This is a genomic window from Aminobacter sp. MDW-2 (assembly GCF_014250155.1).
In the GTDB taxonomy this organism is placed as follows: domain Bacteria; phylum Pseudomonadota; class Alphaproteobacteria; order Rhizobiales; family Rhizobiaceae; genus Aminobacter; species Aminobacter ciceronei.
Genome location: NZ_CP060197.1, coordinates 1,538,674 through 1,558,146 on the forward strand (window position 1 = coordinate 1,538,674; position 19,473 = coordinate 1,558,146).

At 63.5% G+C, this 19,473-nt stretch carries 17 protein-coding genes; 13 read left to right on the plus strand and 4 right to left on the minus strand.

All coding sequences use genetic code 11. The features are described 5' to 3' along the window. The first annotated feature begins 34 nt into the window (after window positions 1–34). Window positions 35–1,531, plus strand: coding sequence for a CoA-acylating methylmalonate-semialdehyde dehydrogenase (locus H5P29_RS07490; RefSeq protein WP_067956617.1), 1,497 nt, complete (start codon window positions 35–37; stop codon window positions 1,529–1,531). 85 nt (window positions 1,532–1,616) lie between these two features. Here the strand turns inward: H5P29_RS07490 and H5P29_RS07495 are convergent, their stop codons facing one another. Both H5P29_RS07495 and H5P29_RS07500 read right to left on the minus strand, forming a co-directional pair. Then, window positions 1,617–1,844 (minus strand): helix-turn-helix transcriptional regulator, encoded by a 228-nt coding sequence (locus H5P29_RS07495; protein WP_154386188.1) that lies wholly within the window; start codon window positions 1,842–1,844, stop codon window positions 1,617–1,619. Between the two features lies 1 nt (window position 1,845). Beyond that, entirely contained in the window at window positions 1,846–2,394 is a 549-nt protein-coding gene (locus H5P29_RS07500; RefSeq protein WP_154386187.1) for a hypothetical protein, read from the minus strand. A gap of 85 nt (window positions 2,395–2,479) precedes the next feature. Here H5P29_RS07500 and H5P29_RS07505 point away from each other — a divergent pair, with 85 nt between their 5' ends. Then, window positions 2,480–3,067: a hypothetical protein gene (locus tag H5P29_RS07505; protein WP_185910300.1), complete on the plus strand. Its 588-nt coding sequence runs from the start codon at window positions 2,480–2,482 to the stop codon at window positions 3,065–3,067. A gap of 160 nt (window positions 3,068–3,227) precedes the next feature. Next, complete coding sequence (locus H5P29_RS07510; protein ID WP_246670817.1) at window positions 3,228–3,548, plus strand: hypothetical protein; 321 nt, start codon at window positions 3,228–3,230, stop codon at window positions 3,546–3,548. Between the two features lie 14 nt (window positions 3,549–3,562). Here the strand turns inward: H5P29_RS07510 and H5P29_RS07515 are convergent, their stop codons facing one another. Beyond that, entirely contained in the window at window positions 3,563–4,210 is a 648-nt protein-coding gene (locus H5P29_RS07515; RefSeq protein WP_154386185.1) for a GntR family transcriptional regulator, read from the minus strand. Between the two features lie 115 nt (window positions 4,211–4,325). Between H5P29_RS07515 and H5P29_RS07520 the strand changes: the two genes are divergently transcribed. The 10 genes from H5P29_RS07520 to pyc all read left to right on the plus strand — a co-directional run bounded on the left by H5P29_RS07520 (window position 4,326) and on the right by pyc (window position 18,393). Continuing rightward, on the plus strand, window positions 4,326–5,219 hold the full coding sequence (locus H5P29_RS07520; protein WP_067956627.1) for a dihydrodipicolinate synthase family protein: 894 nt from the start codon (window positions 4,326–4,328) through the stop codon (window positions 5,217–5,219). A 34-nt stretch (window positions 5,220–5,253) separates the two neighbouring features. Further along, on the plus strand, window positions 5,254–6,507 hold the full coding sequence (locus H5P29_RS07525; RefSeq protein ID WP_154386184.1) for an FAD-binding oxidoreductase: 1,254 nt from the start codon (window positions 5,254–5,256) through the stop codon (window positions 6,505–6,507). Between the two features lie 14 nt (window positions 6,508–6,521). Next, window positions 6,522–7,523, plus strand: a complete 1,002-nt coding sequence (locus tag H5P29_RS07530) for a 4-hydroxyproline epimerase (protein ID WP_067956631.1) — start codon at window positions 6,522–6,524, stop codon at window positions 7,521–7,523. Between the two features lie 345 nt (window positions 7,524–7,868). After that, window positions 7,869–8,771 carry a branched-chain amino acid ABC transporter permease gene (locus tag H5P29_RS07535; RefSeq protein ID WP_154386183.1) on the plus strand — a complete coding sequence of 301 codons (903 nt, stop codon included), beginning with the start codon at window positions 7,869–7,871 and terminating at the stop codon, window positions 8,769–8,771. A gap of 4 nt (window positions 8,772–8,775) precedes the next feature. Next, window positions 8,776–10,371 (plus strand): high-affinity branched-chain amino acid ABC transporter permease LivM, encoded by a 1,596-nt coding sequence (gene livM, locus H5P29_RS07540; protein WP_067956637.1) that lies wholly within the window; start codon window positions 8,776–8,778, stop codon window positions 10,369–10,371. Then, window positions 10,371–12,407 carry an ATP-binding cassette domain-containing protein gene (locus H5P29_RS32325; RefSeq protein WP_154386182.1) on the plus strand — a complete coding sequence of 679 codons (2,037 nt, stop codon included), beginning with the start codon at window positions 10,371–10,373 and terminating at the stop codon, window positions 12,405–12,407. Before livM ends, H5P29_RS32325 begins: the two co-directional genes overlap by 1 nt. Then, on the plus strand, window positions 12,404–13,132 hold the full coding sequence (locus H5P29_RS07550; protein WP_067956640.1) for an ABC transporter ATP-binding protein: 729 nt from the start codon (window positions 12,404–12,406) through the stop codon (window positions 13,130–13,132). The genes H5P29_RS32325 and H5P29_RS07550 overlap by 4 nt, the downstream gene beginning before the upstream one ends. A gap of 11 nt (window positions 13,133–13,143) precedes the next feature. Further along, window positions 13,144–13,491 carry a DUF6867 family protein gene (locus H5P29_RS07555; RefSeq protein ID WP_067956643.1) on the plus strand — a complete coding sequence of 116 codons (348 nt, stop codon included), beginning with the start codon at window positions 13,144–13,146 and terminating at the stop codon, window positions 13,489–13,491. 136 nt (window positions 13,492–13,627) lie between these two features. Next, window positions 13,628–14,743: a branched-chain amino acid ABC transporter substrate-binding protein gene (locus H5P29_RS07560; RefSeq protein ID WP_067956644.1), complete on the plus strand. Its 1,116-nt coding sequence runs from the start codon at window positions 13,628–13,630 to the stop codon at window positions 14,741–14,743. A gap of 191 nt (window positions 14,744–14,934) precedes the next feature. Beyond that, window positions 14,935–18,393 (plus strand): pyruvate carboxylase, encoded by a 3,459-nt coding sequence (pyc, locus tag H5P29_RS07565; RefSeq protein WP_067956648.1) that lies wholly within the window; start codon window positions 14,935–14,937, stop codon window positions 18,391–18,393. A gap of 20 nt (window positions 18,394–18,413) precedes the next feature. Here the strand turns inward: pyc and H5P29_RS07570 are convergent, their stop codons facing one another. Next, the gene (locus tag H5P29_RS07570) at window positions 18,414–19,244 is read right to left on the minus strand and encodes an SH3 domain-containing protein (protein WP_185910301.1); all 831 of its coding nucleotides are present in this window, start codon (window positions 19,242–19,244) and stop codon (window positions 18,414–18,416) included. Between the last annotated feature and the right edge of the window lie 229 nt (window positions 19,245–19,473).

Genomic DNA, 19,473 nt, shown 5'->3' on the forward strand with positions numbered 1-19,473 from the left:
AATGAGCCATCAACAAAGAATTGGGAGAGAAGCAATGGTCGATTACGGTCATTTCATCGGCGGCAAGCATGTCGCCGGCACCAGCGGGCGCAAGCAGGACGTGCTGCAGCCGATGGACGGTTCGGTACGCGCCACGGTGGCACTCGCCTCGGCGCAGGAACTGCGCGCCGCCGTCGAGAATGCCAAGGCAGCACAGCCTGCCTGGGCGGCCACCAATCCGCAGCGCCGCGTCCGCGTGCTGATGAAGTTCCTGGAGCTGGTGCACAAGGAATACGACTCGCTGGCCGAGCTTCTGGCGCGCGAGCATGGCAAGACCATTGCCGACGCCAAGGGTGACATCCAGCGCGGCCTTGAAGTTGTCGAAGTCTGTATTGGCGCTCCACACATGATGAAGGGCGAGTTCACCGACGGCGCCGGCCCCGGCATCGACGTCTACTCGATGCGCCAGGCGCTCGGCGTCGTCGCCGGCATCACCCCGTTCAACTTCCCGGCGATGATCCCGCTGTGGAAGATCGCGCCGGCGATTGCTTGCGGCAACGCCTTCATCCTGAAGCCGTCAGAGCGCGACCCGGGCGTGCCGTTGCGCATCGCCGAACTGTTCCTCGAAGCCGGCCTTCCGGCAGGCATCCTCAACGTCGTCAACGGCGACAAGACGGTTGTCGACGCGATCCTCGACGATCCCGACATCAAGGCCGTCGGCTTCGTCGGCTCGACGCCGATCGCCCAGTACATCTACAGCCGGGGCTGCGCCAACGGCAAGCGCGTGCAGTGCTTCGGCGGCGCCAAGAATCACATGATCATCATGCCCGACGCCGACATGGACCAGACCGTCGACGCGCTGATCGGCGCCGGCTACGGCTCGGCCGGCGAGCGCTGCATGGCGATCTCGGTGGCCGTTCCCGTCGGCCACGACACCGCCGAACGGCTGATGGAAAAGCTGGTCCCGCGCGTCGAGAGCCTGAAGGTCGGCCCGTCGACCGACTCGTCCGCCGACTTCGGCCCGGTCGTCACCCGTGAGGCGCTGGAGCGCATCAAGGGTTACGTCGACATCGGCGTCAAGGAAGGCGCCAAGCTCGTCGTCGACGGCCGCGGCTTCAAGATGCAGGGCTACGAGAACGGTTTCTATATGGGCGGCTGTCTGTTCGACCATGTGACCGCCGATATGCGCATCTATAAGGAAGAGATCTTCGGCCCGGTTCTCTCGGTGGTGCGCGCGCCGACCTACGAGAACGCCATCAAGCTGGCCAACGACCACGAGATGGGCAACGGCGTGGCGATCTTCACCCGCGACGGCGACGCCGCCCGCGATTTCGCTTCACGCGTCCAGGTCGGCATGGTCGGTATCAACGTGCCGATCCCGGTTCCGATCGCCTACTACACCTTCGGCGGCTGGAAGGCTTCGTCCTTCGGTGACCTCAACCAGCACGGTCCGGATGCGTTCCGCTTCTACACCAAGACCAAGACGGTGACCTCGCGCTGGCCGTCGGGCGTCAAGGACGGTGCGGAGTTCGTCATTCCGACGATGAACTAAGCCCAACGGCGTGGAGTTCATCATCCCGACGATGAACTGACCGTTTCTAGCGGGAAAATGAACGGGCGCCCATTGGGCGCCCGTTTTACGTTTCGTCCTCTTCTTCCGGTCCCGGCTGGTACTCCAGCAGGTCGCCCGGCTGGCAATCGAGCTCGGCGCAGATGCGGGCGAGCGTCGAAAACCTGACACCGCGCACCTTGCCGGACTTCAGCAGCGACAGGTTCTGCTCAGTGATGCCGATCTTGGCGGCGAGTTCCTTGGAACGCATCTTGCGGCGCGCCAGCATGACGTCGAGATTGACGATGACCGGCATGTCAGACGAACCGCTTGTTGTCGTCGTCGACCTCGGCGGCCACCGCAAGGAGGTGGCCAAAGACGATCAGTATGCCCGACAGGATCAGGGCCAGCAGTTCGTGCGTGCCGAAGCTGATCGCCAGGAACCGCTGGCCGGCCGGCATGTCGAGGCTGACGATGAGCGAGACCAGCGGCGGGGCCAACGCCATGGCGATCGCGTTGGTCAGAAAAGCCACGCCTGACAGGCGCATCAGGCGCGCGCTTTCTGCGCCGACGATGTCATGCAGGCCGATCTCGCGGAACGCCGCCCGCAGCGTCTGCAGCGCCCATCCGAGCAATCCGGCCTGTGCGAGAAATGCCGCTGCCAGCAACAGCATCGTCGAGGTCGAGAGCAGCGGCGGCCTCGGAAGTGCCAGCCTTTCGATCACGAACGTGCCGATCCAGGTCGGGTCGGACCAGGCCAGTACCAGCCCGTAGAGGGCGAACAGGCCGAGAATGGCCATCAGCACGAGGATGAGCTTTTCCATGCGCCGGCTCAGCAAACGGGCGCGCTCGCGGGCAGTCTCCATTTCGGCCTCTCAAATTCTGTTTGCAAAAATTATCGTAAAACAATAAGTCAGTGCTGTCAAACAACCATATGGAGGCATTATGTCGGTGCGTGGACGTTCGATTGCAGGGCTGGCCTCGCTGTTGACGCTGTCTGCCTGCGCTTTGCTCAATCCGATGGCGCTGACCAGGCTCGCAGCCCTTGATCCTCTAGAGATCGCGCCGGAGCAGATGAGCGTCGCAGCCGTCATGCCTGTTCCGCTCAAGCTGCGCACCGGCGATGTCGTGCTGCATTTCGCGATGGAGGCGCCGGCACCTTATGGACCGGTCAACGAGGCCTTGCCGCTCGAAATCGTATCAGGCGACAATGCGCCGGGCGTGTCGGCCAGCCCTTCCTTCGAAAGGATCCAGGTCGCTCGCGTCGCGCAGGCGGACCTGGCCCGGCTCGCCGCCGCGCAGGCCAAGGCGCGCGCTTTCAAGGCGACCGGCCGGAAGGACGGCAAGGGCAGCATATCCGTGACGATCAAGGGTGGATGCCGCGACGGTGCCATCAACCCCGGCGCGCTCGCGGCAGAGATTTTCATGCGCAGCCAGGCGGACGAACAGTACTTCCTGGTGTCGTCGGTAAACCTGAGAAAACTGCTGACGGACGACGCCATCGCAAAGCTGCCATTGTGTGATCCCCGACAGGGCTGACGTGCCGCCGCTTGTTGCGGCGGTGTGCAGCAATATGCCCCGGGTGCGAGGGCCTGGACGGAATGACGGAAGGCCCAATGCTTCCGGGGCTTCCACTGGCCCTTCGTGTTAAGATGGGTCGTTACCTTCCCGCACAGATGCGGCGGCAAGGAGGTGTCGAATGGCGCTCGTGCCCGCATTCCACACAAGCGGGCTGGCGGCCGTCGGCTTGGCGCTGATGCTGCCGGCCACCCCGGCAGTTGCAGAGCTGTTCTGCAGCGACCATGACGCGATCGTGGCCGGCCTGACGGACAGTTTTCACGAGCGGCGCCTTGGTTACGGCGTCGCCAGCGACGCGGCCATCGTCGAAATCTACATCTCCGACGATGGCACCTGGACCGTGCTGTTGTCGGATGTCAGAGGCCGCAGCTGTGTGCTCGCCGCCGGCGACGGCTGGGAGAGCGCCGTTGACGAGGTCAGGGAAGCCGAACCGAGGCATTGATCGATCATGCGGCCTTACCGCGACGCTGCCGCCTCGGCGTGGGCGCGCAGCATCGCCATCAGCCGCTCGGCTTCCTGCGCTGCACTTTCCTCGTCGTGCTCAAGGATCGAGCGGATCAGCGCGACGTGGTGTTCTGCGGACGCGGCGAGGCCGGTGTCACGCTGATAGCGGAACCAGAAACGCCGGCTGTGGGTCTGCAGAGGTGCCGCGAGGCGGGCGGCGAAATCGTTGTCGGCGGCAAGGGCGAGCGCCTCGTCGAGCGCCTTGTCGGCCGCGAGGAAGCCGAGCACGTCGGCTGCGATCACTGCTTTCTGCATCGCAAGGGCTGCGGCATGGAACTGGTTGGCGGCATCGCGGGTGACGAAGCGCGCCGCCGAGCGAGCGAGCACGACCTCGATGCCGCGGCGCGCGTCGAGCACGCGCAGCCAGTCGCCGGGGTGCAGCGGCGCAATCGCCAGGCCGGCGCGCGGCCTGATCTCGACCAGTCCTTCCCAGGCCAGGCGCTGGATCGCCTCGCGCACCGGCGTGCGGCCAAGGCCAAGCCTGTCGATCAGAGAACCTTCGGTGGCAATGGTCCCAGGGGCGAGCTCGAGGGTGACGATGAGCCGTTCGAGCTCGTGGTAGGCCCGTGTCGCAGCCGGTTCCAGTTTCTCAGCTTGCATGACCGAATCTCTTGAAAGCGCAATGATATATTTTTGATATATCAGATGCGATTGCCAATTGACAATGTTGGTCGCCTAGTCATATATCACTGATATATCAGATGGAGAAAGCGCCATGTGGGCCGGAGTCATCCCAGCAGTCACCACCAAATTCACGGCGGACGATCGCCTCGATCATGCCGAAATGGAGCGCTGCTTCGCGCTGCAGATGGAGGCCGGATGTGACGGCCTGATCGTCGCCGGCTCGCTCGGCGAGGGCCCGATGCTCTCGCATGACGAAAAGATCGAAGTGCTGAAGACCGCCCAGAAGGTCGCCGCCGGCAAGCCGGTGCTGCTGACGGTCAACGAGGCCGGCACCCGCGAGGCGGCGGCCATCGCCAAGCGCGCCTCTAGGGAAGGCGCGTCCGGCCTGATGGTGGTGCCGAGCCCGATCTACCACACCAACCCGGAAGAGACGGTGGCGGCCCTTCGCGCCGTGGCCGAAGCCGGCGACCTGCCGGTCATGATCTACTCCAACCGCCTCGCCTACCGCGTCGACGTCACCGTCGACCAGATGGAGGAACTGGCGTCCGACACGCGCTTCGTCGCGGTAAAGGAATCGTCCGACGACATCCGCCGCTCGACCGAGATCATCAACCGCCTGGGCAACCGCTACGACCTGTTCACCGGCGTCGACAACCTCGCCTTCGAGGCTCTTTCGGTCGGCGCAATCGGTTGGGTTGCAGGCCTCGTCGTCGCCTTCCCGCGCGAGACTGTCGCCATCTACCAGCTGATGAAGCAGGGCCGGCGCGAAGAGGCGCTCGCCATCTACCGCTGGTTCCGCCCGCTGCTCGACCTCGACGTCTCGACCTATCTGGTCCAGAACATCAAGCTTGCCGAGGTGCTGGCGATCGGCTCCCACGATCGTGTGCGCATGCCGCGCAAGCCATTGTCGGGCGAGCGCCGCAACGCGGTCGAGAAGATCATCAAGGACGCCCTGGAAGTCCGCCCCAAACTGCCTTCGTTCTGATCTGGTAAGGGCAGGGCTCGGAGGGGAGCAAGGCATGAGTGCAGCGGTCGACGAGATCGACATTGCCATCATCGGCGCCGGCATCGTCGGCATCGTGGCGGCTGCCTATCTCGCCGAGGCCGGGCGCAAGGTGACGGTCTTTGACCGCACCGGCGTCTGCGAGGAAACCAGCTCCGGCAATGCCGGGGCGTTTGCGTTCTCCGATGTCCTGCCGCTTGCGCACAAGGGCATGATGCGCAACGTACCGAAATGGCTGGCCGACCCGCTTGGCCCGCTGACCATTCCACCTGCCTACCTGCCCAAGCTTGCGCCATGGCTCTTCCGCTTCTGGCGTGCCGGGGCGCCCGCCAACTATGAGGCGAGCCTTGCCGCGCAGGCCGGGCTGATGAAGCTCGCCGAGCAGGAGTGGGCGTCGCTGATGGCGCGCTCGGGTACCGGCTCGATGCTGCGCGAGGACGGTTCGCTTGAACTCTACGAGCGTGAGGCGGAGTTCAAGGCGGCATTGCCGAGCTGGGCGGCGCGTGACCGCTTCGGCATCGCCTACCGGCATCTCGAAAAGCACGAACTCGCAAACTATCAGCCCGGGCTGGCCGACCGCTTCACGCGTGGCACCTTCGTGCCCGGCTGGAAGACGGTGTCCGACCCGAAGGATCTCGGCAAGGCGATCTGGCGTCATGCCGAGGTCAGCGGCGCTTCCTTCGTCAAGGGCGATGTCGGGCTTGTCCGGCCGGCTGGTGACCGCATCCTGATCCAGCTCAAGCAAGGCCGCACGCTGTTCGCCCGCCAGGTGCTGATCGCTGCCGGAGCCTGGTCGCATCTGCTCGCCCGTCAGCTCGGCGACGTCATCCCGCTCGAAACCGAGCGCGGCTACAACACGACGCTCCCCACCAGTGCTTTCGACGTCAAGCGACAGCTGATCTTCTCCGGCCATGGCTTCGTCATCACGCCGCTTGCCACCGGCCTGCGCGTCGGCGGCGCTGTCGAGCTGGGCGGCATCTCGCGGGCGCCGAACTATGCGCGGTCGAAGGCGATGCTGGAGAAGGCGCGCAAGTTCCTACCGGGTCTCGATACTTCGGGCGGGCGCGAATGGATGGGCTTCCGCCCGTCGCTGCCCGATTCGCTGCCGGTCATTGGCGGCTCGCGCAGCCAAGCCGGCGTCCACTACGCTTTCGGCCATGGTCACCTTGGCCTCACCCAGGCGGCGGCCACCGGCCGGCTGGTGCGCGAGCGCATGCTGGGTCAAAAGTCGGCGATCGATCTCACCCCCTTTTCCGCCCAACGTTTCTGACGCAAGGTATCATCATGGCGCGCCACTCCTTTTTCTGTATCGACGGCCACACCTGCGGCAATCCGGTGCGGCTGGTGGCGGGCGGTGGCCCCCGCCTCGAAGGCGCGACGATGATGGAACGTCGGGCGCATTTCCTTGCCGAATACGACTGGATCCGCACCGGGCTGATGTTCGAGCCGCGCGGCCATGACGTGATGTCGGGCTCGATCCTCTATCCGCCGACGCGCGAGGATTGCGATGTCGCCATCCTGTTCATCGAGACGTCGGGCTGCCTGCCGATGTGCGGCCACGGCACGATCGGCACGGTGACGATGGCGATCGAGCACGGGCTGATCAAGCCGAAGACGCCGGGCACGCTGCGCCTCGACACGCCGGCCGGCCTCGTGATTGCCGAGTACAGGCAGGTCGGCGATTATGTCGAGGAAGTGCGCATCACCAACGTGCCGTCCTTCCTTTATGCCGAAGGGCTTTCGGTCGAATGCCCTGTACTCGGCGAGATCAGGGTCGACGTCGCTTATGGCGGAAATTTCTACGCCATCGTCGAGCCGCAGGAAAACTACCGCGACATGGCCGACTACACCGCCGGCGATTTCATCGCCTGGAGCCCTGTCGTGCGGCAGCGGCTGAACGAAAAATACCAGTTTGTGCATCCTGAAAATCCCGGCATCGACCGGCTGTCGCACATGCTGTGGACGGGTGCGCCGAAGCATGCCGAAGCGCATGCCCGCAACGCGGTCTTCTATGGCGACAAGGCGATCGACCGCTCGCCTTGCGGCACCGGCACCTCGGCGCGCATGGCGCAGCTTCACGGCAAGGACAAGCTCAGGGCGGGTGACGATTTCGTGCACGAATCGATCATCGGTTCGCTGTTCAAGGGGCGGGTCGAGCGCGAGGTCGAAGTGGCCGGCAAGAAGGCGATCATTCCCTCGATCGGGGGGTGGGCGCGGATGACCGGATTGAACACCATCTTCATCGACGATCGCGATCCGTTCGCGCATGGGTTCATAGTCAAATAGTCGTATGGCAGGGAGCTGGAGCAGCCAATATGTCTAGACATTCATAGGAAAGAGACCATCGGCAAGACGCAAGAACCTGTTGCTGTTACGTATCTTGGCGCTACATTCTTCGATCATGGCGCGCAAAATCACCGGAAACGGCAAAGACATTGCGTTGAGCCAATGATAGGTTTCGCGATAGTCCAGGGCCTGGACAACAAAAAACAGAGGCGGCGGAAAACGCTGTCCGGCAAGCCGCAACGGGTTGAAGAATCACGTTGCAATCCAGGCTCGAAACTTTAGGACTAGGGGAAATATCAAAAGGAATGCGTGCATCGCGCGACATTCCAGGGGAGCCGCATCCATATGCAATATTTCGTCCAGCAGCTGGTCAATGGGCTGACGCTGGGGTCCATCTATGGCCTGATCGCGATCGGCTATACGATGGTCTACGGCATCATCGGCATGATCAATTTCGCCCATGGCGACATCTTCATGCTCGGGGCGTTTACAGCCCTGATCGTGTTCCTGATCCTGGGCGCCATGTTCTATTCGGTGCCGGTCGTCATCGCCCTGCTGATCATGATGGTCGTGGCGATGCTCCTGACCAGCCTCTACAACTGGACGATCGAAAAGGTGGCCTACCGGCCGCTGCGCGGATCGTTCCGCCTGGCGCCGCTGATCACCGCCATCGGCATGTCGATCGCGCTGTCCAATTTCGTTCAGGTCACCCAGGGTCCGCGCAACAAGCCGATCCCGCCAATGGTCAGCCAGGTCTACGATGTCGGCGGCATCTCGATTTCGCTGAAGCAGATCATCATCGTCGTGGTCACCGCCCTGCTGCTCGCTTTGTTCTGGTACCTCGTCAACAAGACCTCGCTCGGCCGCGCCCAGCGTGCCTGCGAGCAGGACCGCAAGATGGCAGCTTTGCTCGGCATCGACGTCGACCGCACCATCTCCATCACCTTCATCATGGGTGCAGCCCTTGCCGCCGTCGCCGGTACCCTGTTCCTCATGTATTACGGTGTCGTTGCCTTCTCCGACGGTTTCGTGCCCGGGGTCAAAGCCTTCACGGCGGCGGTGCTTGGCGGCATCGGCTCGTTGCCGGGAGCTGTCATTGGCGGCCTGATGATCGGCTTCATCGAAAGCATGTGGTCGGCCTACTTCTCGATCGACTACAAGGACGTTGCAGCGTTCTCGATCCTCGCCATCGTGCTCATCTTCCTGCCCTCCGGCATCCTTGGCCGGCCCGAAGTCGAGAAGGTCTGACAACATGGCCAATATCGCCCAAGCTTCACGCGAAGAGACCGCCAGCCCATTGCAGCACGGCCTTCGCGAGGCCTTCTATGCGGGTATCATCGCGTTTGGCCTTTTCTTCCTCTTCATCGGCCTCAAGACCGACCAGAACATCAGCAACGAACTGGTCCTCGTTCCGCGCTGGGGCCTGCTTACCATCGTCGTCGGTCTGGTCATGCTCGGCCGCTTCCTCTACGTCGCCTATGCGCAGCCATTCATGGCGCGACAGAAGATCGTCGATGTCGCCAGCGGGCTGCTGCCAGACAGCGTGGCGACGCGGTTCTTCCGCTTGCCCTACTTCATTGGGGCGCTGGTCGTCGCGGCGGTGCTTCTGTTGTTCGCCGGCTCGCTTGACGGGATTTTCGGTTCCGGCCTGGCTGGTTACCTGCGCTTCTTCCGCGCGCTGGCGATCATCTATGCGCTGGCCTCGGTGCTGTTCTACTTCCGCGCCTTCATCCATAACCACTTTTCGGCCCTCGGCGTCGGCGTCCTGATCGCCTATCCAATCGTTGTCGTCCTGATCCTGGCGCTCTTGACGGGTTCGATGGCTGGCGGCTTCCAGGGTTCGCTCAAGTGGGTCGACAATTTCGGCATCCAGATCCTGATCTACGTCATGCTGGCCTGGGGCCTGAACATCGTCGTCGGTCTCGCCGGGCTGCTCGATCTCGGCTACGTCGCTTTCTACGCCGTCGGCGCCTATGCCTACGCGCTTTTGGCAACGCAGCTCGGCTGGTCGTTCTGGATCCTGCTGCCGGTGGCCGGCATCATGGCCGCCTTCTGGGGCGTCATCCTCGGCTTCCCGGTTCTGCGGCTTCGAGGCGACTATCTGGCGATCGTCACGCTCGCCTTCGGTGAGATCATCCGCCTCGTGTTGATCAACTGGCGCGAAGTCACCAACGGTGCTGCCGGCATCTCCGGCATCCCGAAGGTCAGCTTCTTCGGGCTGATGTCGTTCAACGTCTCCGATCCCAACTACATCGCCAAGGTGCTCGGCATCGCCCAGTCCGGCGCCTACTACAAGATCTTCCTCTACTACCTCATCCTTGGCCTGGCGCTGCTGACTGCCTTCGTCACCATACGCCTGCGCCGCATGCCGGTCGGCCGCGCCTGGGAAGCGCTGCGCGAGGACGAGATCGCCTGCCGTTCGCTCGGCATCAACACCACCACCACCAAGCTCACCGCCTTTGCGACAGGCGCCATGTTCGGCGGTTTCGCCGGCTCGTTCTTCGCCGCGCGCCAGGGCTTCGTGTCGCCTGAATCCTTCGTCTTCCTGGAATCGGCGATCATCCTGGCTATCGTGGTGCTCGGCGGCATGGGGTCGCTGGTCGGCATCGCGGTCGCGGCCGCGGTGATGATCGGCGGCACCGAGATCCTGCGCGAGATGGAGTTCCTCAAGCACGTTTTCGGGCCGGACTTCACGCCTGAGCTTTACCGCATGCTGCTGTTTGGCATGGCGATGGTCATCGTGATGCTGTGGAAGCCGCGAGGTTTCGTCGGCAGCCGCGAACCCACGGCCTTCCTGCATGAACGAAAAGCTGTCTCCAGTTCCTTCACCAAGGAAGGACACGGCTGATGAACGCGAGCGCATCCATGAGCAAGCCGATCCTGCAGGTCGAGCATCTGTCGATGAAATTCGGTGGCCTTGTCGCCATCGGCGACCTGTCCTTTGAGGCCAAGCGCGGCGAAATCACCGCGCTGATCGGCCCGAACGGTGCCGGCAAGACCACGGTCTTCAACTGCATTACGGGCTTCTACAAGCCGACCGAAGGCATGATCCGGTTCAACGGCCGCGAAGGCGGGGAATTCCTGCTCGAGCGCATGCCGGACTTCCAGATCACGGCCAAGGCCAAGGTCGCGCGTACCTTCCAGAACATCCGGCTGTTTTCGGGCATGACGCTGCTCGAGAATCTTCTGGTTGCCCAGCACAACAAGCTGATGAAGGCCTCCGGATTTACCGTCATGGGCCTGGTCGGCCTTGGCGGCTACCGCAGGGCGTCGGCTGAATCAGTCGAGCTTGCCAAGCATTGGCTCGAAAAGGCCGAACTGCTCGACCGTGCCGACGATCCGGCGGGCGACCTTCCCTATGGCGCACAACGCCGCCTCGAGATTGCGCGCGCCATGTGTACCGGACCAGAGCTGCTTTGCCTCGACGAACCGGCGGCCGGCCTCAACCCCAAAGAGTCGCTGGCACTCAATACGCTGCTCAACGACATCAAGGACAACACCGGCACGTCGATCCTGCTCATCGAGCACGACATGTCGGTGGTCATGCAGATTTCCGACCACGTCGTGGTGCTGGAATACGGCCGCAAGATTTCCGATGGCGACCCGATGTCGGTCAGGACGGATCCGAAGGTCATTGCCGCCTATCTCGGCGTCGACGACGAAGAGGTATCCAACGTTCTGGTCGAGGTTGGCGACGAGCAGGTCATCGAAGAGCTCGAAGGCATGCCGGATCCGGCCCATGGACCTGGTTCGTCTTCGTCGATGATGGCCGGACCGGTGAGCGACACCATTGGCCACAGCGATGATCATGGCGAAGTCGTCTCGGTCTCCAAGGGCGCATCGAAAGCCAGTCAGGTTGAAGTGCAGGCTGCAAGGGCAGCCGCCGCGTCTGCAAGCCAGATGGCTCCCGCCGGAAAGGCGACGAAGGCCAAGCCTGCGGCTGCACCAGCCGCGGGGTTGATGTCTGCGCCGGTCAAGCCTGCGCCCAAGGCGGCAGCCGGCAAGGCATCCGCTGCTGTTGCTGCCAAGTTAGCGGCAAAGGCTGAGACGAAGCCTGCGGCCAGGGCAAGCAGGCCTGCGGTCGTGAAAGAGGCGGTCAAGCCCGCGGCCAAGGCAGCGCCGGCACCTGCAAAGCAAGTCGCCAGGGGGGATGCGCCGAAGGCTGCTGCCAAGACAACGACCAAGGCCCCGGCGAAGGCTGCTCCGGCAGCCAAGCCAGCCGCTGTATCGGCCAAGCCGGTTGCCAAAGCCACGAACGCTGCGAAGCCGACCAGCACGGCCACGCCGCCGGCGAAACCGGCTGCCAGGGCGACACCAGCCGCGAATCCTGCTACCAAGACAGCAAAGGTCGTAAAGTCTGCAGTCACGGCCACGCCGGCACCAAAGGGCAGCGCCAAGCCTGCCCCGGCTGCCAAGCCAGCGGTCGCCAAAGCCGAAACGAAGACGCCAGCAAAACCGTCATCAACGGCTGCGACAAAGGCGCCCGCCAAGCCGGCTGCGAAGGCTGCGGCCAAGCCGGCCGCCAAACCTGCGGCGTCAACGCCCAAACCGACTGCCGCCAAGCCGGCGGCGTCCAAACCTGCCGCCGCGAAGCCCTCAGCTCCGAAGACCATCTCCAACGTACTTGCCGCTCCGCGTGGCGGCGTTGCCGACCGGCTCATCGCGATCAAGGGCATCGGGCCGGTCAACGAAAAGAAGCTCAACGAGCACGGTATCTTCCATTTCGACCAGGTGGCGGCGTGGAAGAAGTCGGACATCGCGGCGGCCGAGGCCTATCTCGCCTTTGACGGCCGCATCGAACGGGAAGACTGGGTGGGGCAGGCCAAGGCGCTGGCGCGTGAAGCGGCCAAGCCGGCGAAAGCCAAGCGCGGAGGTGGCAAGTGACGGCTAAGACCTTGCTCGACATCAAAGGTGTCGAGACCTACTACGGCAACATCCGCGCCCTCAGCGGCGTCGACGTCGCTGTCAATGAAGGCGAGATCGTCGCGCTGATCGGCGCCAACGGCGCTGGCAAGTCAACGCTGATGATGACCATCTTCGGTACGCCAAGGGCGCGCCGCGGCACCATCACCTTCGCCGGAACCGACATCACCGACATGCCGACGCACGAGATCGCGAGGTTGCGCATCGCGCAATCGCCCGAGGGCCGGCGCATCTTCCCGCGCATGACGGTGATGGAAAATCTTCAGATGGGCGCAAGCCTCGACAACCTCAAATACTATGATGAGGACGTCGAGAAGGTGTTCACGCTGTTTCCACGTCTCAAGGAGCGCATCGGCCAGCGCGGCGGCACGCTTTCCGGGGGAGAGCAGCAGATGCTGTCGATCGGCCGCGCGCTGATGGCTCGACCCAAGCTGCTGCTGCTCGACGAGCCTTCGCTCGGCCTGGCGCCGCTGATCGTGAAGCAGATCTTCGACGCCATCCGCGAGCTCAACCGCACCCAAGGGCTGACCGTGTTCCTTGTCGAGCAGAACGCCTTCGGCGCGCTCAAGCTGGCGACGCGCGGCTACGTCATGGTCAACGGCGTCGTCACGATGAGCGGCACCGGCAAGGATCTGCTCGCCGATCCCGAGGTTCGCGCAGCCTATCTCGAAGGCGGCCGTCACTAGGAGACACCATCATGCACGGCATTCTCTACGAGGAAGCCTCGATCTGGCAGTTCCTGTTCGTCAGCTGCCTGCTGGGTGGATGGGCGGCCTGGATGACCGGACGCGCCTGTGCCCAGACCTGGCGCAGCTACGCGCAGCTCGTGTTGTACATTCTGGGGCTTGGGCTCGGCGTACGCTTCATCCACCACGCGCTGTTCGAGGGCACCATGTTCTCGCTGCAATACTATATCGTCGACACCGTCATATTGCTGGTTTTTGCAACGCTTGGTTACAAATACACCCGCACCAATCAGATGGTGAAGCAATATCACTGGCTCTATGAAAAGGCCTCGCCGCTTTCTTGGCGCGCCAAGTCTTGAGGGGGTTCTAACGCGCCGATTCGCCAATGAATCGGCGTGACAACTGCCGGAAAATCGGCAAACTCACCTTTCTGCGATATGGGTGGGCATCGCATGAAAGAACATCCACGCCCACTCAACTAATGGGAGTGTTTCAATGAAAAAGTCACTTTTGTCGGCTGTTGCACTGACCGCGCTTGTGGCGTTCAGCGGCAGCGCATGGGCCGATATCATTGTTGGCGTCGCTGGCCCGATCACCGGCCCGAACGCAGCCTTCGGAGCGCAGCTCCAGAAGGGCGCCGAGCAGGCGGTTGCCGACATCAACGCAGCTGGCGGTATCAATGGCGAGCAGATCAAGCTGGTTGTCGGCGACGACGTTTCCGATCCGAAGCAGGGCATCTCGGTCGCCAACAAGTTCGTCGCTGACGGCGTCAAGTTCGTGGTCGGTCACTTCAACTCGGGCGTCTCGATCCCGGCTTCGGAAGTCTACGCCGAGAACGGCATTCTCGAAATCACCCCGGCTGCGACCAACCCGCAGTTCACCGAGCGTGGCCTGTGGAACACCTTCCGCACCTGCGGCCGTGACGACCAGCAGGGCGCCATCGCCGGCGCATATCTGGCTGAGAAGTTCAAGGACGCCAAGATCGCGGTGATCCACGACAAGACGCCTTACGGCCAGGGTCTGGCTGACGAAACCAAGAAGGCGATGAACGCTGCCGGCCTGACCGAGGTCATGTACGAAGGCGTCAACATCGGCGACAAGGATTTCTCGGCACTCATCGGCAAGATGAAGGAAGCCGGCGTCACCATCATCTACTGGGGCGGCCTACACACCGAAGCCGGCCTGATCATCCGCCAGACGGCTGACCAGGGCCTCAAGGCGAAGCTGGTTTCGGGCGATGGCATCGTCTCGAACGAACTCGCCTCGATCGCTGGCGACGCTGTTGCCGGTACCCTCAACACCTTCGGTCCCGATCCGACGCTGAACCCGACGAACAACGCGCTGGTCGAAAAGTTCCGTGCCGCCGGCTTCAACCCCGAGGCTTACACCCTCTACTCCTACGCAGCGATGCAGGTCATCGCCGAAGCTGCCAAGAAGGCCGGTTCGGTCGATCCGCAGGAAGTGGCGAAGGCAATGAAGGCGAACACCTTCCCGACCGTGCTTGGCGACATGGGCTTCGACGAGAAGGGCGACCCGAAGCTGCCCGGCTACATCATGTATGAATGGGTGAAGGGCGACGACGGCAAGTACACCTACAAGCCGCAGAAGTAATTTCAGCAGGGTCTGCTGATGTGAGATGCCCGGCGCGAAAGCGTCGGGCATTTTTTTGTGCCGTGGAAAAATGCCGGTCTGACCCAACGGAAATTAAATCGATTTAGCAATGTGTGTTTTCGGTTGCACCGCAGCATTTTCCCGCTAATCATTCGCCGCCTCTTAAATATCCGGTTCCCTGGAGCGTATTCGTGCCGATCAGCAAGATCCTCGTCGCCAACCGATCCGAAATCGCCATCCGCGTCTTCCGCGCGGCCAATGAGCTGGGGCTCAAAACCGTGGCGATCTGGGCCGAAGAGGACAAATATTCGCTGCATCGCTTCAAGGCCGACGAAAGCTACCAGGTCGGCCGTGGTCCCCATCTCACCAAGGACATGGGACCGATCGAAAGCTACCTGTCGATCGAGGAGATCATCCGCGTCGCCAGGCTGTCGGGTGCCGATGCCATCCATCCCGGCTATGGTCTGTTGTCGGAGAGCCCCGAGTTCGCTGACGCCTGTGCTGCCAATGGCATCACCTTCATCGGGCCGAAGCCCGAGACCATGCGCCGGCTTGGCAACAAGGTGGCGGCGCGCAACCTTGCCATTGAAGTCGGTGTGCCGGTGATCCCGGCGACCGACCCTCTGCCCGACGACATGGACGAGGTGAAGAGGCTCGCCGCCGAGGTTGGCTATCCCGTCATGCTCAAGGCCTCATGGGGTGGCGGCGGTCGTGGCATGCGCGCCATCCGCAGCGAGGCCGACCTTATCCGCGAGGTGACCGAAGGCAAGCGCGAGGCCAAGGCGGCGTTCGGCAAGGACGAGGTCTATCTTGAAAAGCTGATCGAACGCGCTCGCCACGTCGAGGTGCAGGTGCTGGGTGACACCCATGGCAACGCCGTGCACCTGTTCGAGCGCGACTGCTCGATCCAGCGCCGCAACCAGAAGGTCGTCGAGCGCGCACCAGCACCTTACCTCAGCGAGGAGCTGCGCCAGGAGCTGTGCGGTTATGCCCTCAAGCTCGCCCGCGACACCGCCTATATCGGCGCGGGCACTGTCGAGTTCCTGCAGGATGCCGACACCGGCAAGTTCTACTTCATCGAGGTCAACCCGCGCATCCAGGTTGAACATACCGTCACCGAGCAGGTGACCGGCATCGACATCGTCAAGGCACAGATCCACATCCTCGACGGCTTCGCCATAGGCACGCCGGAATCGGGCGTGCCCGTCCAGGCAGACATCCGCCTCAACGGCCATGCCTTGCAGTGCCGCATCACGACCGAGGACCCGGAGCAGAACTTTATTCCCGACTATGGCCGCATCACCGCCTATCGCGGCGCCACCGGTTTCGGCATCCGCCTCGACGGCGGCACGGCCTATTCGGGCGCGGTCATCACCCGTTTCTACGATCCGCTGCTGGAAAAGGTCACCGCCTGGGCGCCGAACCCGGTCGAGGCGATCGCGCGCATGCATCGGGCGCTGCGCGAGTTCCGCATTCGCGGCGTGGCGACCAACCTGACCTTCCTCGAAGCGATCATCACGCACCCGTCGTTCCGCGATAATTCCTACACCACCAGGTTCATCGACTCGACGCCCGAGCTGTTCGCGCAGGTCAAGCGCCAGGACCGCGCCACCAAGCTGCTCAACTACCTCGCCGACGTCACCGTCAACGGCCACCCGGAGACGCGTGGCCGCGCCGCGCCCAATCCAGAGGCCGCAGCACCCGTCGTGCCGTGGTTCACCGGCCCGATCCCCGACGGCACCAGGCAGATGCTCGACCAGCTTGGCCCGGAGAAGTTCGCGGCCTGGATGCGGGCGCAGAAGCAGGTACTGATCACCGACACGACGATGCGTGACGGCCACCAGTCGCTTCTGGCGACGCGGGTGCGCACCCATGACATCGCCAAGATTGCCGGTACCTATGCGCGCGCGCTGCCGCAGCTGCTGTCGCTCGAATGCTGGGGCGGTGCCACCTTCGACGTCGCCATGCGCTTCCTGACCGAAGACCCGTGGGAGCGGCTATCGAAAGTCCGTCAGGCGGCGCCCAACATCCTGCTGCAGATGCTGCTGCGCGGCGCCAACGGCGTCGGCTACACCAACTATCCCGACAACGTCGTCCAGCATTTCGTTCGCCAGGCTGCATCAGGTGGCGTCGACCTGTTCCGCGTCTTCGACTGCCTCAACTGGGTCGAGAACATGCGCGTGTCGATGGATGCGGTCGGTGCCGAGGGTAAGCTCTGCGAAGCGGCGATCTGCTACACCGGTGACATCCTCGACCCGAACAGGGCGAAGTACGACCTGAAGTATTATGTCGGCCTCGCCAAGGAGCTGGAAGCGGCCGGCGCGCACATCATCGCCGTCAAGGACATGGCGGGCCTGCTCAAGCCGGCTGCGGCGCGCGTGCTGTTCAAGGCGCTGCGTGAGGCCACCGACCTGCCGATCCATTTCCACACCCACGACACGTCGGGCCTGTCGGCGGCAACCGTGCTGGCGGCGGTCGAAAGCGGCGTCGATGCCATCGACGCGGCCATGGATGCCTTCTCCGGGAACACCTCGCAGCCGTGCCTGGGCTCGATCGTCGAGGCACTGCGTGGTTCGGATCGCGACCCGGGCCTGGCGCCCGAATGGATCCGCCGCATCTCGTTCTACTGGGAAGCCGTGCGCAACCAGTATGCCGCCTTCGAGAGCGACCTGAAGGGACCCGCTTCGGAGGTCTATCTGCATGAGATGCCGGGTGGCCAGTTCACCAACCTGAAGGAACAGGCCCGCTCGCTCGGCCTCGAGACCCGCTGGCACGAGGTGGCGCAGGCTTATCACGACGTCAACCTGATGTTCGGCGACATCGTCAAGGTGACGCCGTCGTCCAAGGTCGTCGGCGACATGGCACTGATGATGGTCAGCCAGGAGCTGACCGTCGCCGACGTCGAGAACCCGGCCAAGGACATTGCCTTCCCGGACTCGGTGGTGTCGATGCTGCGCGGCGATCTCGGCCAGTCGCCGGGCGGCTGGCCGGCGGCACTGCAGAAAAAGGTGCTGAAGGGTGAGACACCGATCACCACGCGCCCCGGTTCGCTGCTCAAGCCGGCCGATCTCAAGGCCAACCGCAAGGAAATCGAGAGCAAGCTCGGGCGCAAGCTGTCCGAGGACGAGTTTGCCTCCTGGCTGATGTACCCGAAGGTGTTCACCGACTTCGTCGGCGCCCAGGACACCTACGGTCCGGTCAGCGTGCTGCCGACGCCGGTCTATTTCTACGGCATGAAGCCGGAGGACGAGGTTTTCGTCGATATCGAAAAGGGCAAGACGCTGGTCATCCGTTGCCTCGCTGTCGGCGACGTCGACGAGAAGGGCATGGTGACGGTGTTCTTCGAACTCAACGGCCAGCCGCGCCGCGTCAAGGTGCCGGACCGTGCCCATGGCGCATCCGCCTCCAAGGCACGGCGCAAGGCCGAGGCGGGCAACGACGCCCATGTCGGTGCGCCGATGCCGGGTGTCGTCTCGACGCTCGCCGTCTCAGCCGGCCAGCCGATCAAGGCCGGCGACGTGCTGCTGTCGATCGAAGCCATGAAGATGGAAACGGCACTGCATGCCGAACGCGACGGCACCATCGCCGAGGTGCTGGTGCGTGCCGGCGACCAGATCGACGCCAAGGACCTTTTGGTCGTCTACGGCTGATCTCGCTCAGGGTCGGGGGCTCAGAACAGCCCCTGACCTGCCTTTGCTTCTTCCGCCACGGTGCGGCGGATCAGGTTTTTATACATGTAGCCGCGCTGGCCTTTGTAGACGACCGTGCACCAGTTGCAGTCGACCTCGGCCTCGATCTCGGCATTGGCCGGAACGACGACGATCACCTTGGCCTCGTCGGCAGGTCCGTCACGCAAATTGGCGTATTTCACCACCTTTGCCGGGCGCAACTCCGGCAGCGGACCGGTCGTCGCCTGTGCAACATTACCGGTCTCGCCGTCTATCATGCCGGTCTGCTGCTCGAGCATCGCCACCTCCGTTTCCGTCTCCGCCACCTGGACGTCGATCGAGCCGCGCAATCCTTCCGTTGGAATGACCGTGGTCGGCGCTGGATCGGGCGCCTGGTCGGCGGCCGTGGTCAATGGCGTTGTGGCCGTCTCGCCTCGCTCGTCCGGGCCGGCAGCTGCCGTCGCCTGGGGCTTTTCGAAATGGCTGGTTGCGGGTGCCGAGGCCAGGGCTGACAGGAGCGGGGCCTGTGTTGGCGCTGGCACTGCCGGAACCGGAGCGGCTGCTGTCTGACCGGTGGCCGATGCGATCGGCTTGGCTGTCTCGGCGGGCATTTCCGTGCCGGGGTTCTTGGTTTCGAGGCGCGGGGGCAGGACGGCTGCGGTTTCTATCGGGTCCGGCTTGTCGCTGCCGGTGAGCCCGAATGCGACGATGGCGATCGCCAGCGTCGCAGCTGCGCCAAGCAAGCCGATTTCGAGCTTCGACAGATGCAGCCGGGGCAGACGGGCGGCGAGGCCGCTTGATATCCCGGCAAGCCGGAAGGCGGGGGTATTCATGGTACAAGACTCCACACTGGTACAGCCCGGCGACATGCCGAAGCCGACCCCCAACCCGATTTAGCATGCAATGTATCGAAACGATTGCGAACGTGGAGTGTGTTGCCCGTCCCGCCGCAGTTTCCTAGCTTCCCTGCTAGCCCAGCTATTCGACGGAATTCGGGCAATCGTTAACCTTTGTTACCGTCCTGGCCCAATGCTTGCCATGGAAGCTGACTTGACTGGCTTC